Origin of the sequence: Ureibacillus thermosphaericus (assembly GCF_002370195.2) — a bacterium.
GTDB lineage: Bacteria > Bacillota > Bacilli > Bacillales_A > Planococcaceae > Ureibacillus > Ureibacillus thermosphaericus.
In genome coordinates this window covers 3449778-3464101 of record NZ_AP018335.1, presented here as the reverse complement: position 1 = coordinate 3464101, position 14324 = coordinate 3449778, and the positions used below count along the sequence as shown (strand labels likewise).

The 14324-nt window shown below is 35.4% G+C and carries 11 protein-coding genes; 6 read left to right on the top strand and 5 right to left on the bottom strand.

Going from position 1 to position 14324, the window contains the following annotated elements; genetic code table 11:
• Positions 1 to 20 precede the first annotated feature (20 nt).
• From UtA1_RS16730 to UtA1_RS16720, 3 genes are all read left to right on the top strand, one after another.
• Positions 21 to 1916, top strand: a complete 1896-nt coding sequence (locus tag UtA1_RS16730; protein WP_096552327.1) for a PrkA family serine protein kinase — start codon at positions 21 to 23, stop codon at positions 1914 to 1916.
• A gap of 160 nt (positions 1917 to 2076) precedes the next feature.
• Complete coding sequence (gene yhbH, locus UtA1_RS16725) at positions 2077 to 3237, top strand: sporulation protein YhbH (RefSeq protein WP_096552596.1); 1161 nt, start codon at positions 2077 to 2079, stop codon at positions 3235 to 3237.
• Between the two features lie 24 nt (positions 3238 to 3261).
• Positions 3262 to 4671 (top strand): SpoVR family protein, encoded by a 1410-nt coding sequence (locus UtA1_RS16720; protein ID WP_096552325.1) that lies wholly within the window; start codon positions 3262 to 3264, stop codon positions 4669 to 4671.
• A 309-nt stretch (positions 4672 to 4980) separates the two neighbouring features.
• Here the strand turns inward: UtA1_RS16720 and UtA1_RS16715 are convergent, their stop codons facing one another.
• Both UtA1_RS16715 and UtA1_RS16710 read right to left on the bottom strand, forming a co-directional pair.
• Entirely contained in the window at positions 4981 to 6594 is a 1614-nt protein-coding gene (locus UtA1_RS16715; RefSeq protein ID WP_096552323.1) for a catalase, read from the bottom strand.
• Between the two features lie 15 nt (positions 6595 to 6609).
• Positions 6610 to 8277 carry a ribonuclease J gene (locus tag UtA1_RS16710; RefSeq protein ID WP_408647303.1) on the bottom strand — a complete coding sequence of 556 codons (1668 nt, stop codon included), beginning with the start codon at positions 8275 to 8277 and terminating at the stop codon, positions 6610 to 6612.
• 258 nt (positions 8278 to 8535) lie between these two features.
• Between UtA1_RS16710 and UtA1_RS16705 the strand changes: the two genes are divergently transcribed.
• A complete protein-coding gene (locus UtA1_RS16705) occupies positions 8536 to 10188 on the top strand; it encodes an IS1182 family transposase (protein ID WP_232019873.1) in 1653 nt (550 codons plus the stop codon).
• On the opposite strand, the gene UtA1_RS16700 is transcribed toward UtA1_RS16705, so the two are convergent.
• A complete protein-coding gene (locus UtA1_RS16700) occupies positions 10174 to 10422 on the bottom strand; it encodes a glutaredoxin family protein (RefSeq protein WP_096552321.1) in 249 nt (82 codons plus the stop codon). The genes UtA1_RS16705 and UtA1_RS16700 overlap by 15 nt on opposite strands.
• Before the next feature lie 230 nt (positions 10423 to 10652).
• On the opposite strand from UtA1_RS16700, the gene UtA1_RS16695 reads away from it, so the two are divergent.
• A complete protein-coding gene (locus UtA1_RS16695; protein ID WP_016837923.1) occupies positions 10653 to 11315 on the top strand; it encodes a hypothetical protein in 663 nt (220 codons plus the stop codon).
• Between the two features lie 203 nt (positions 11316 to 11518).
• Here the strand turns inward: UtA1_RS16695 and UtA1_RS16690 are convergent, their stop codons facing one another.
• A complete protein-coding gene (locus UtA1_RS16690) occupies positions 11519 to 12016 on the bottom strand; it encodes a L,D-transpeptidase family protein (RefSeq protein WP_016837922.1) in 498 nt (165 codons plus the stop codon).
• A 159-nt stretch (positions 12017 to 12175) separates the two neighbouring features.
• Positions 12176 to 13240, bottom strand: a complete 1065-nt coding sequence (locus UtA1_RS16685) for a GGDEF domain-containing protein (RefSeq protein WP_016837921.1) — start codon at positions 13238 to 13240, stop codon at positions 12176 to 12178.
• A gap of 195 nt (positions 13241 to 13435) precedes the next feature.
• Between UtA1_RS16685 and UtA1_RS16680 the strand changes: the two genes are divergently transcribed.
• The gene (locus UtA1_RS16680) at positions 13436 to 14317 is read left to right on the top strand and encodes a DMT family transporter (RefSeq protein ID WP_016837920.1); all 882 of its coding nucleotides are present in this window, start codon (positions 13436 to 13438) and stop codon (positions 14315 to 14317) included.
• Positions 14318 to 14324 lie beyond the last annotated feature (7 nt).

Genomic DNA, 14324 nt, shown 5'->3' with positions numbered 1-14324 from the left:
CTGAATGGAGGGAAGGCGCTATCGACATTTTAAAGAAAGTGAAAGAGTACAGAGAAGAAGAAGAAAAGCTGAAGTGGGAAGGTACCTTTGCTGAGTATTTAGAAATAGTGAAAAAACGCCCAGAAGTTGCACAAACTGCTCATTCCAGAGTTTACAATATGATAAAAAGTGCAGGGATTGAGGAAAAAAATGGACAAAAAATCTATAAGTTTTTTAGCAATGAAATCTTTGGATTAGAATCAGCAATTGAACGTTTAGTGGAAGAATATTTCCATCCGGCAGCCAAAAGACTTGACGTGCGAAAACGGATTTTGCTTTTAATGGGCCCTGTCAGCGGTGGTAAATCAACAATTGTTACTTTGTTAAAACGCGGATTGGAAAAATATTCCCGCACCGATGAAGGAGCGGTATATGCAATTAAGGGTTGTCCTATGCATGAAGATCCACTGCATTTAATCCCTCATCACTTGCGAGAAGATTTTTATAAAGAATACGGTATACGTATTGAAGGAAGTTTATCGCCATTAAATCAATTACGTTTGGAACAAGAATATGGTGGCCGCATTGAAGATGTAATGGTGGAGCGAATCTTCTTCTCAGAAGATAAACGTGTAGGAATTGGAACGTTTACTCCATCCGATCCAAAGTCACAAGACATCGCTGATCTAACAGGTAGCATCGATTTTTCAACAATTGCTGAATACGGTTCGGAATCCGATCCACGTGCATATCGATTTGACGGAGAACTAAACAAAGCAAACCGAGGAATTATGGAGTTTCAAGAAATGTTGAAACTCGATGAGAAGTTTCTATGGCACTTATTATCATTATCTCAAGAAGGAAACTTCAAAGCTGGCCGGTTTGCGTTAATCAGCGCAGATGAATTGATTGTTGCTCACACGAACGAAACGGAATATCGTTCATTCATTGCAAATAAAAAGAATGAAGCTCTTCATTCAAGAATTATTGTGATGCCAATTCCGTATAACTTAAAAGTGAGTGAAGAAGAGCGAATCTATGAAAAAATGATTAAGGAAAGCGACATGGCTCATGTACACATAGCACCACATGCGTTAAGAGCTGCTGCTATCTTCTCGGTTTTAACGAGACTTGAAGTGCCGAAAAAACAAGGCATCGATATTGTAAAGAAAATGCGGTTGTATGATGGAGAAACTGTTGAAGGGTTTAATTCAGTTGATGTAGAGGAATTAAAAAAAGAATATCCTAATGAGGGAATGAAAGGCATAGATCCTCGTTATGTCATTAACCGTATATCATCAGCTATTATTCGCAAGGAAGTACCATCCATTAATGCATTAGACGTTTTAAGATCATTAAAAGATGGACTAGATCAACATCCTTCTATTACGCCAGAAGATAAGGAAAAATACATGAACTATATTGCTATCGCAAGACGGGAGTATGATGAAATCGCGAAAAACGAGGTACAAAAAGCCTTTGTTTATTCTTATGAAGAATCAGCAAAAACATTATTAAACAACTATTTAGATAATGTGGAAGCCTATTGCAATAAAAATAAAATTAAAGATCCGTTAACAGGAGAAGAAATGCCGCCAGATGAAAAATTAATGCGTTCTATTGAAGAACAGATCGGTATTTCAGAAAATGCGAAAAAAGCATTCCGAGAAGAGATTCTCATTCGACTTTCTGCTTATGCACGAAAAGGAAAAAAATTCGATTACAATTCTCATGAGAGATTAAGGGAAGCAATTCAAAAGAAACTATTTGCTGATTTGAAAGATGTAGTAAAAATTACAACATCTACAAAAACTCCTGATGAGGCACAATTGAAAAAAATCAATGAAGTGATTGCTAGGTTAATTGATGAATATGGTTATAATTCCACTTCAGCCAATGAATTATTGCGTTATGTTGGAAGCTTGTTGAACAGATGAATAATGAAGAAAGAAACTATTAATTTATGTGCTAAGATTTTTTCTTAGCACTTTTTTATTTTCAAAATGAAGTGGTAATTCCATAAAACTCCCGCATATGATAAAAAAAGTGATTTTCCAGATAGATTAAGGAAAGTCATGAAAGATGGGTGATGATGAGATGGGTAAAAACGATAATAAAAGCTATATTGTTTCTCGAGAAGATTGGTCATTACATCGTAAAGGTTATCAAGATCAACAACGTCATATGGAAAAGGTTAGAGAAGCTATTAAAAATAATTTACCAGATTTAATTAGTGAAGAAAGCATCATCATGTCAAACGGTCGTGAAGTGATTAAAATTCCAATCCGCTCTCTCGATGAATATAAAATCCGGTATAACTATGGGAAGTCTAAACATGTTGGTCAAGGGCAAGGGAATAGCAAAATTGGTGATATTGTTGCAAGGGATTCCCAAGGTGCTCTAGGGCCTGGAAAGGGGAAAGAAGCAGGGAACCTTCCAGGGCAGGATTACTATGAAGCAGAAGTTAGTCTTGATGAGGTACAAAACATCCTATTTAGCGAATTAGAATTACCAAATTTGCAACAAAAGGAAATATCGAATATTACAACAGAAAAAATTGAATTTAACGATATTCGTAAAAAAGGATTAATGGGAAATATTGATAAAAAACGCACCATTCTTTCAGCATTTAAACGAAATGCCCTAAAAGGGAAACCAGCAATCGCACCGATTACAGATGAAGATTTGCGATTTAAAACATGGAACGAAGTAGTGAAACCAGAATCGAACGCAATTGTGTTAGCGATGATGGATACGAGTGGTTCAATGGGGAATTTTGAAAAATATTGTGCTCGCACGTTCTTCTTTTGGATGACTCGCTTTTTACGTTCAAAATACGAAAAAGTTGAAATAGAGTTTATTGCCCACAGTACAGAAGCAAAAGTAGTGACAGAAGAGGAATTTTTCACAAAAGGTGAAAGTGGTGGAACAATTTGTTCATCTGCCTATTCAAAAGCCATTGAACTTATAAAAATGAAGTATAGTCCAAGTCGATATAATATTTACCCAGTTCACTTCTCAGATGGTGAAAACATGTCCAGTGACAATGAAAAATGTTTAAAGCTCGTAAACGAACTAATGGATGTTTCCCAAATGTTTGGATATGGGGAAGTAAACGCTTTAAATCGTTATTCCACTTTAATGAATACGTATAAAAAAATCGATAACCCGAAATTTCGCCACTATATTATTCGTCAAAAAAGCGATGTATATGAGGCGTTAAAAAGCATGTTCCGTAAACAAGAAGCAAATGCTTGATTTTCCAAAGAGAGGTGAGTTTTCTTGGATAAAGAGCTTCAAAAAGCAATTGATGAAATTACGGAAATAGCTATTGGATTCGGGTTAGATTTTTACCCTATGCGCTATGAAATCTGCCCTGCGGATATCATCTATACAATTGGTGCATACGGAATGCCGACAAGATTTTCCCACTGGAGTTTCGGAAAGCAATTTTACAAAATGAAATTGCAGTATGATTTAGGTCTCAGTCAAATATATGAACTTGTCATCAATTCGGATCCTTGTTACGCCTTTTTGTTAGAGTCCAATACACTAACGCAAAACAAATTAATTGTAGCCCACGTATTAGCCCACTGTGATTTCTTTAAAAATAATATTCGCTTTTCTAATACAAGAAGAGATATGGTTGAAAGCATGACAGCAACAGCTGAACGCATTGCTAGCTATGAGAGGGAGTACGGAAAATATGAAGTGGAACAATTTTTAGATGCGGTCCTGTCCATTCAAGAACATATTGATCCCTCTTTAGTTCGTCCACATTTAATATACGAAGAGGAAGAAGATGAAGTTGAGAGCAGCATCCTTATTCAAACCCCATATGATGATTTATGGAATTTAGATGAAAAATTAGAAGGGAAAAAAGAAGAAAATCGAAAGAAAATAAAAAAGAAGAAATTCCCACCGAAGCCGGAAAAGGATTTGTTGTTGTTCATTGAACAATACAGCCGAGAGTTAGATGAGTGGCAACGGGATATTCTTACAATGATGCGAGAAGAAATGTTATACTTCTGGCCACAGCTTGAAACAAAAATTATGAATGAAGGATGGGCATCCTACTGGCACCAACGAATTATGAGAGAATTAGATTTAACGACGGCAGAAACCATTGAATATGCAAAACTCAATGCTGGTGTACTTCAACCATCAAGATCGTCAATCAATCCATACTATTTAGGATTGAAAATCTTTGAAGATATTGAAAGACGTTATGACAATCCGACAGAAGAAATGAAAAAGATGGGCGTAAAACCTGGATCAGGTCGGGAAAAAATCTTTGAAGTGCGAGAAATTGAATCGGATATTTCCTTCATTCGAAATTATTTAACAAAGGAACTTGTGGATCAAGAAGATATGTATTTATTTGAGAAAAAAGGGAATACGTATCAAATTACCGATAAGGATTATGAAAATATTCGAGATCAACTAGTTTCAATGAGGGTGAATGGAGGATTCCCGTACATCGTTGTAGAAGATGGTGATTATTTAAGAAATGGAGAATTGTATTTAAAACATTGTTACGAAGGAATGGAATTAGACCCTCATTATTTAGAAAATGTGTTGCCATATATTTATCAACTTTGGGGCCGTTCTGTTCACTTAGAAACAGTTGTTGAAAATAAACCTATTCTCTATTCATATGATGGAAAACGAAATACAAGGAAGACATTATAATGGTTTCTAAAAAATGCTCATGAAAAACTAGATTCATGGGCTTAATTTTTTTAGTATTCAGCAAACTTTCTTTTAGATCATAGGCTATCTGAAATGAAAGCGGCGATTCTCTGTAGCGCACGCTTAGTCGCAATTTATCTGCGATGAAAAATAAGTGACAGTCACAAAGATTTCCTGTGTGAAAAGCGTCAAACAATACAAAGCTCCGAGGAGTGTGAAGATGGGCTCCTCGGAAAACGTCTGACGAAACGAAAAACGGAAAAAATAATCACCTATACAATTGAAAGATGATTATTTTTTGGAAATGTCCTAATAAGATTTTGTATCTTTTCCTTTCTGAATGGCTTGTTCTACCGCTTTTTTCGCGTTGTAAGCGCCAAGTGGATGAAACTCTTCTGCAATTTCTTCATGATGTTTTTCTTTATTTTTGGCTTCTAAACCTTCTCTTAAACGTCTACCATATTCTTCATCGGCAGCTTCAGCATAAGAAATCATTTTTTCTTGAATATCTTTTGGACAGATGGATAGGTCATTAACGAGATTGTTAATAAGCTCATCTTTTTCCCATTGTTCAAAATTACGATATGTTTCTCCAGCCTGTTTAAAATCGTTTGTTCGATCAATCGATTCTCGCACGAGATTCCCTTCAATCATAGGCGTATATTCTTTTCCAACTTGCTCTGCTTCTTTTAAGCCTCCCATGCTTGAAGGTTCATAGTTTACATGCAAGTTTTGATTTGGGCCTTTATCATTATGATAACGCATGAATCCGCCTTCTTGATTCGTTGCAACCCGCTTCTTTGGAGCGTTTATTGGTAATTGCAAATAGTTAGCTCCCAGGCGATATCGCTGCGTATCAGAATAAGAGAATGTTCTTCCTTGGAGCATTTTATCATCTGAAAAATCTAATCCGTCTACGAGTACTCCTGTTCCAAAGGCGGCTTGTTCAACTTCTAAAAAATAGTTTTCTGGGTTTTTATTTAATACTAATCGACCAACCGGTAACCAAGGAAACTGATCTTTTGGCCAAAGCTTAGTACAATCTAGTGGGTCAAAATCAAGCTCAGGATGCGGCCCGTCCTCCATAATTTGGACGAACAGTTCCCACTCAGGGTAATCTCCCTTTTCGATTGCTTCGTATAAGTCTTGTGTTGCGTGGTTAAAATTTTTCGCTTGAATTTCTTGCGCTTCTTTTGTCGTTAAATTTTTAATGCCTTGTTTTGGTTCCCAATGGTATTTGACAAGAACTGCTTTTCCTTCGCTGTTGACCCACTTATATGTGTTTACTCCGGAACCTTGCATCATGCGATAGTTAGCAGGAATTCCCCACGGAGAATAGACAAGAGTTACCATATGAAACGTTTCAGGAGAATTTGCACAAAAGTCAAAGAATCGTTTTGCATCTTGTATGTTTGTCACTGGGTCTGGGCGAAAGGCGTGAATCATATCAGGGAATTTCATTGCATCCCGAATAAAGAAGATTTTTAAATTGTTTCCAACTAAATCCCAGTTGCCATCCTCAGTATAAAACTTTACTGCAAAACCTCGAGGGTCGCGAACGGTTTCAGGAGAATGTGTACCATGAACAACAGTTGAAAAACGAACAAACACTGGTGTTCTTTTTCCTTTTTCTTGGAATAACTTCGCTCTTGTATATTTAGAAGCTGGTTCATCACCTACTGTACCATAAGCTTCAAAATAACCATGTGCACCGGCACCACGAGCGTGAACGATGCGTTCTGGTATCTTTTCCCGGTCAAAATGGCTAATTTTTTCAATAAAATCGTAGTTCTCTAACGTAGCTGGACCACGATTCCCGACCGTACGAATGTTTTGATTGTTTGTGATTGGATGACCTTGTCGGTTTGTTAATGTATCATCATTTTCAATATTGGTAAGTTGTTTTTCTTGGTTGTTAGTCATGATGGTTAACACTCCTTATATTGGTATAATGATTGGTAAGATCATCGGTTTTTTCTTCGTTTTATCATACAAATATTGACCAACTTCCTTTTTGATGGCTTTCTTCATCGCAAAAATGTTCGGGTCTTTAAATGGATCGACAGCCCCTTTTGCGATTTCGTTAATATTACGAATAAGTTGTTCCGATTCTTTCGCATAAACGAACCCTCTAGAAATTGAATCAGGTTCAGAAATTCGGCTACCGTCCGACTTATTAATGGTGATGACAATGACAAGCATGCCTTCTTCTGAAAGTTGTTTTCTATCCCTCAAAACAATATCTTCAATTCCTTCTTCACCAAAGCTATCAACATATGCGTCTCCTGCTGGTATTTTTCGTGTCTGGCGAGCTTCCTGAAATTGAATATCCACCACATCGCCATTATTCAATATGAAAATATTTTTACGATCTACCCCAACATCTTCGGCTAATTTAGCGTGCAGATGTAACATGCGATATTCTCCATGAATCGGAATGAAGTATTTCGGTTTCATTAATGTCAACATTAGTTTTAAATCTTCTTGATAGCCGTGTCCGGATACATGCATCCCTGTTTTGCTAGCAGCACCGTAAACAACATTGGCACCTAGTTGGAATAAGTTATCAACGATTTTGGTGACGTCTTTTTCGTTGCCAGGGATTGGTGATGCTGCAAAGATGACCGTATCTCCAGGATCTATTCGAACATCTCGATTGCTATTCGTCGATAAACGTGAAAGAGCAGCAAGGGGTTCTCCTTGGCTGCCGGTACATAATACAACCACCCTTTCAGATGGCCATTGTTTAACGTCACGTGCATCAATAAGCAGCCAATCAGGAATATCGATATAACCTAATCTTTTGGCAACGCTGACGACGTTTACCATACTTCTGCCAAGAAGTGCAAGTTTTCGGTTTGTTTTGATTGTTGCCTCTACAATTTGTTGAATTCGATTTACATTGGAAGCAAAAGTAGAGATAATAATTTTTCCTGATGCATTAAAGAATGTTTCTTCGATATGTTTGCCTACTTCTTTTTCAGAAGGAGTTGATCCAGGTCGTTCTGCATTTGTACTTTCAGAGATGAGTAATAATACCCCTTCATCTCCAATTTTCGCCATTTTATGAATTTGTGAATATTGCTTATTCACTGGTGTGAGATCAAATTTAAAGTCGCCAGTATGGACAATTTTTCCTTCTGGCGTATTGAATACAATTCCTAGACAATCAGGAATGCTGTGGCTCACTTTAAAAAAAGTTGCTTGGATTTGTCCAAAATTCAATTCAGATTCTGAATGAATTTCAATCAATGTTGATTCCCGTAAAATTTTATGTTCCTTCAGCTTTAATTCAATTAATCCTAATGTAAAGCGTGTAGCATATACAGGAACATTGATTTTTTTCAATAAATAAGGGATGCCACCAATATGATCTTCATGTCCGTGGGTAACAATGATTCCTCGAATTTTATGTTCATTTTCTAACAGATAGGTAAAGTCAGGAATGATTAAATCAACACCTAAAAATGTTCGATCAGCGAATTTCCCCCCACAATCGACAATAACCAAATCATCTCCATATTCAATTACATACATATTTTTTCCAATCTCATTGATACCACCTAATGCAAATATAGAGAGCATATGTTTAGATGACAAAATCATCCCCTCAATCCATTAAAATTCTTTTAACAGTATTGGTTTTTCTTTTATTTCATATACAGTAGAAAAAAGAAAAAGCCTGCATCCTCTTTTAGTGAAGGATACAGGAGGCTGGGACAAAACCCCCTCTAAAATGGAAACAGCCCATGAAATTTTGGAATGAAATTTCATGGGCTGTTTTTCATTTTTTCAATAAAAAATAAGGACCTCTTCTGTTAAAATTAAGTTAGCACACAAAACCTAACAGAAAGAAGGGTCCTTATGTTCAAATATTATAACATGAATCAATTAGTTTTGCCTCTAGATTTAGAAATAAAATTACAAGAAAATGATATTGCCTTCCACATTCACCATTTAGTTGAAAGTATTCCAGATGAAGCCTTCCAGCCGTTTCTTCGAAATACAGGTTGTCCTGCTTATCATCCACGCATGATGCTAAAAATTATTTTGTGTGCCTATTCGCAGTCTGTCTTTTCAGGTCGAAAAATTGAAGCGCTATTAAAGGACAGTATACGAATGATGTGGTTGGCACAAGGATATGAACCAAGTTATCGGACGATCAATCGTTTTCGTGTGCATCCGGAAGTAAAAGAATTAATTCGTCAATGTTTTGTCCAATTCCGTTGCCAACTGGTGGAAGAAAAGTTAATCGATCAAGAAGCCATTTTTATCGATGGTACGAAGATTGAAGCGAATGCCAATAAATTTACTTTCGTATGGAAGAAATCCATTGAAAAATACAACCAAAACTTAATTGAAAAGTCCAATCAGTTATACAACGAACTATTAGAAAAAGAAATCATCCCTGAAATGGAGCGGGAAAATGAGGGAGAACTGTCCGTTGAAGAACTCGCTCAAATGGTGCAACAAGTCGATGAAGTCATTAAGGAATATGACCAAAAGATAGAAACATCGCCCGATGCCACAGAACGAAAAGCATTAAGAAGCGAACGGAAATATCCGAAGCGAGTGTACAAACAGTTGATTGACTTGATTTTACGTAAACAAAAGTATCAAAAAGACTTCGAAATCTTGGGTGAACGGAATAGTTATTCCAAAACAGACTTAGATGCGACGTTCATGCGAATGAAAGACGACTATATGAAAAACGGTCAATTGAAGGCTGGATACAACGTACAAATCGCAACAGAAGGTCAATACGCACTAGCTTATAGCATCTTTCCAAATCCTACTGATACACGTACATTAATTCCGTTCTTGAATAAGATAGAAAAGGATTATTTTCCGTTGCCAAAGTATATTGTCGCAGATGCTGGTTATGGTAGTGAACAAAACTATGAAGACATCCTTTCGAATCGAAAATGTGAGGCACTCATTCCATATACCATGTATGAGAAAGAACAAAAGAAGAAATATAAACAAAATCCATTTCATCCAGACAATTGGATGTACGACGAAGAAAGTGATACCTACATTTGTCCAAATCAGCAGCGAGTAACCTTCCGATATCGTTCTGTACGTACCGATAAGACCGGTTTCAAACGAGAATTGAAAATCTATGAATGTGAAAACTGTTCAGGATGTCCATTTCGTTCATCATGTACAAAAGCAAAGGAAGGCAATCACCGAAAGGTCATGGTGAATGAAAAATGGGAACAACAAAAAGAATATGTAAGAGCGAAGCTTTCAGAAGAAAAAGCTGGTTCTATTTTCCGTCAACGTAAAATAGACGTAGAACCAGTTTTTGGATTCTTGAAGGCTAATTTGCGTTTCACTCGATTTTCCGTTCGAGGAAAATCGAAAGTGGAAAATGAAATGGGCATTGCCTTAATGGCCGTGAATTTACGAAAATACACGGCCAACAAAGATCAACTAACCAAAAATAATGGGTATAAATGGAAAAAGGAGAATTTGAGTTGGCTCAAATTCTCCTTTTTCCTATCTAGAAGCTAGTTTTGTCCCAGCCTCATTCATAATGGCATTAGGATTAAATCCAACAATCCATTGACCATCAATTTCTATTTGAGGAACCCCCATTTGTCCTGTTTTATTTACTAGCTCTAACATTAGCTCAGGCTTCGCTTCCACATTGATTTCTTCGAAAGGAATACGTTGTTGATTCAAAAAGTTTTTCACCATCACACAATAAGGACAACTATTTGTCGTATAAACTATGACATTCTTCAATATATTCTCCCCCTTTTTAATTTTTAAATACCCCTATGAGTATATTATATTTAATCGAGAAATATGTCTAATGAAAATGGAGGATTCAAAATAAATTTCGTTTACCGAATGGGGTATTTAGATAAAAATTCTAATTAACAATCATAAATAAGAATTCAGCGAATAGTATGTTTAATAACTAATAGAAAGATTGAAGTTTTGGTTAATGACTTTAATAGAGGTGATATTGAATGTCTCTCATAATATGCGTGTTGGAAATAGTTTATTTGTTTTTATGGATGGAATCTGGAAACAATATTTTTTTCTTTGTTGCATTAGGAATTTTCCTTTGGTGGATTATTGAAAGGCGAGAGGAAGAAAAACGCTATCAAGAAAAAATCGAAAAGGATACGATTGAAAAGTTGGAACGAATTCCCCATAACCGAAGAGCTGTATCAGAAGATTGTTTATCAGCTATTTTGTTAGACGATTATTCAAAAACGTTTTACTATGTGAAAAGAAAAGATGTTGAGTCTAACTTTAAAAAGAAAAGTTATGCATTTGATGAAATTTATGAGTGTGCCATTAGTGTTAACGATAATATCTATTCTTTAATATCAAAGGGTGGTATTCATGGATGGTCAATATTAAATGATGATGAAGAATTATATAGTGATGATGATGTTGACGAAGAAGATGTTATAAATAAATTAAGTTTAAAATTAATTGTTGATGATTTGTCCAATCCGCTTATTGAATTTGTGTTTTATGAGGACGAGCGAGGCATTGATACTGAATCAGAAGAATTTGAGGAAATTTGGGAAGAATGTAAAAATTGGCATAAGAAATTTAGTATTATTATTAAACGAGATCAGCGAGAAAAGGTAGCGGTAAATAGTTGGGTTCATCATTAATCTTCTCGTCTTTTCCAACAAAAATTACGAGAATGTAAACATGCGTAATCTTGATAATTATGCGTGAATAACAAAGCAATGAGAAACAAAGTAGCTAGAGATTGAAAAACTATAATATGTTTATACAAGTATTGATAAGCGGGCCACATAATTGGTACAAAATAAGGGGACATCTCATCGGTTTTTTAGACGCCCCCAATGAATTAATAATGAATATATACAGCTGTTCCATTTGGTACAATGCTTGCCAATTCTTCCACGTCTGCATTTAACATCCGGACACAACCCCTTGAAACAGCATAGCCTATTGAACTCGGATCATCCGTTCCGTGAATTCCATAACTTTCTTTGGAAAGAGTTAGCCACATTGTACCAAAAGGGCCGCCTGGATTAGGTGCTCTATTAACAATGACAAAATTTCCTGTTGGTGTTTCAAAAAGCATTCGTCCTACAGCAATTGGATAAGTTTTTACTAAGATGCCATTATTATATAAGGATAATGTACGATTATTTATTGAAATATCGATTTCATATGGAATTGTACTTGGATCTGGCAAACCTGGTATATTAATAGGTTGACCGATGTATAACAAATCCGGATTTGTGATTTGAGGATTGTTTTCCAAAAGTACTAGATACTCGATTCGATAATCTCTTGCTATTTGTACAAGGGTCTCACCAGGTCTCACATAATGAATCACAATAACACCTCCAGCCCTTAATAACTAAACACATATTATTCGTACCAGGTATAATCGGTGCTAAAAAATCAAAAAAGGAAAAAGTACAATAGGAATTGTCGCTAACTCAACAATTGTTGAAGAATAAAAACGACCTGGTATGCAATGTCTACCAGGTCATTATGTTGAGTAAACGAGGCGATCTCTTCCATTTCTTTTCGCATTGTATAAGTTTTGGTCCGCATGATAAATTGTTTCTATTAAATTCATTTCGCCCTTAAATTGTGATAAGCCAATCGAAACTGTGATGTTAACTTTCTCAACGGTGCTATAAGGGAAGGAAGTATATTTAATATCTTTTCGTATCTCTTCCAGTATATTTTTAGCAGTTATCAAATCCGATTCTCCTATATATACAATAAATTCCTCTCCACCAAAGCGACCAACGACTAAATTTTTGCACTCATATTTTCTTAATATTTTAGCCACTTCTACTAATACTTTATCTCCAAATAAATGACCATAAGTATCGTTTACTTTTTTAAAATGATCAATGTCGATCATCGCTATGTAATGATTTGGCTTTAAAGTATTTACCTTCTCTTCTACTAATTCATAGAACTTTCTTTTATTTACTAGTTTTGTGAGCGGATCTTCATCAGCCATTTTTTCTAGATGACTATTCAAAAATCTGCGTTGTCGATCTTGCATAATGAATGTATATAGAATGATTGAGGTAACAACAATGGAGGATACTCGTAATATTGCTGTGTCTTTAAAAATCTCCCATCCATTCGGTACGATAAATATAATAGGGAAATCTGAAACGAACCAGCATAAAAGAACAATAAATATTTTTTCTATATAGTGTTTTTTGATGTTTGAGCGATGGTGGAAGATAAGGGCGATGAACGTCGGCAATATCATGCCATACAAAATTCCTGGAACCATTCCATCTCCCCCCATGAAGAAGCGCCATGTAGAAGCAATTAATAATGCTGGTATTGCAATCCATCCTTGTAAATATGCTAAAAAGGCTAAAGGAACTAATCGCATATCGACGAAATAGTTTTCATTTAAATGGATTGGTAAATAAAAAAGTACAATTACACAAGTAGAATTTAAAAAGATTGAAATGACTTTCCTATAGAAAGGCGGGATTTTTTTTTGATAATCCCATATGAAGGTCATGGTTAAATGCATTAATAAAATTACAGCTATATTGGAGAGGACAGACTGAATCAAAAGGGGTACATCCTTTCATAATGAACTCAACTTTATAAACCATCCATAATTTTACCACAATGATTATTTAATAAATGCATGTTCTGAAATTTTTCATTATTCTTCAAAAATATAAATATTTAGAAATTAGTACATTTTACATGCTAAAATGGATAAATAATGTTTGATTTTATAAATGTCTTTATGGAGGCGGCTATGAGTAAATATATTGGAGAAATAATGCTTTTTACTACAGCGATTATTTGGGGGAGCGGATTTGTGTTCAGCGCAATTTCGTTAGACTATTTAACCCCTTACCAAATACTAGCTGTTCGATTTTCCGTTGGTGTATTAATTTTAAGTTTTATATTTTATAAGAGGCTGAGAAACATTAAGAAATCGACTCTATTGAGAGGTTTTATATTAGGATTTCTATTATACTTGGCATTTCTATTACAAACGGTTGGTTTACAATATACAACACCGTCAAAAAATGCTTTCATTACTGCTATTAACGTTGTGATAGTCCCCTTTATTGCATTAATTATGGATAAAAGAAAAATCGATAAATTTGAAATGTCCGGAGCGTTCTTAGCCATTATCGGAATTGCTTTTTTATCGTTGCAATTATCAGTGGGGAAAATTAATATAGGTGATTTGTTAACATTGGGATGTGCTTTTGGCTTTGCTTATCAAATTTATTACACTTCCAAATATGTAAAAGATGAAGATCCAATCTTGCTTACCGTTGTGCAAATGGGAGTAGCAGCACTCTTTGCATGGATTTTTGTCATTGGAAAAGGAGAAATCTATTTCTCACTGGAATGGGAAGGTATTTTATCCACATTATATTTAGGAGTATTCTCGACGACACTCGCGTATTGTTTTCAAACGACGGCGCAAAAATATACGAGCGAAACAAAAACTGCAATTATTTTATCAACAGAGGCGTTATGGGGAATGGTTTTCTCTGTTTTGATTTTAAGTGAAGTATTAACTGGAAGAATGATTATTGGAGCAATTTTAATATTATTGGCCATCATTTTAGCAGAAACAAAGCCTGACTTTTTCAAAAGAAAGGCGATGGAGGACATATAAAGAATTT

Excerpts from the sequence above, each read along its gene's own strand:
- UtA1_RS16715 (WP_096552323.1), bottom strand. The coding sequence starts at position 6,594 with ATGACTAACAACCAAGAAAAACAACTTACCAATATTGAAAATGATGAT.
- UtA1_RS16710 (WP_408647303.1), bottom strand. The coding sequence starts at position 8,277 with ATGATTTTGTCATCTAAACATATGCTCTCTATATTTGCATTAGGTGGT.
- UtA1_RS16680 (WP_016837920.1), top strand. The coding sequence starts at position 13,436 with ATGAGTAAATATATTGGAGAAATAATGCTTTTTACTACAGCGATTATT.
- UtA1_RS16695 (WP_016837923.1), top strand. The coding sequence starts at position 10,653 with ATGTCTCTCATAATATGCGTGTTGGAAATAGTTTATTTGTTTTTATGG.
- yhbH (WP_096552596.1), top strand. The coding sequence starts at position 2,077 with ATGGGTAAAAACGATAATAAAAGCTATATTGTTTCTCGAGAAGATTGG.
- UtA1_RS16705 (WP_232019873.1), top strand. The coding sequence starts at position 8,536 with ATGTTCAAATATTATAACATGAATCAATTAGTTTTGCCTCTAGATTTA.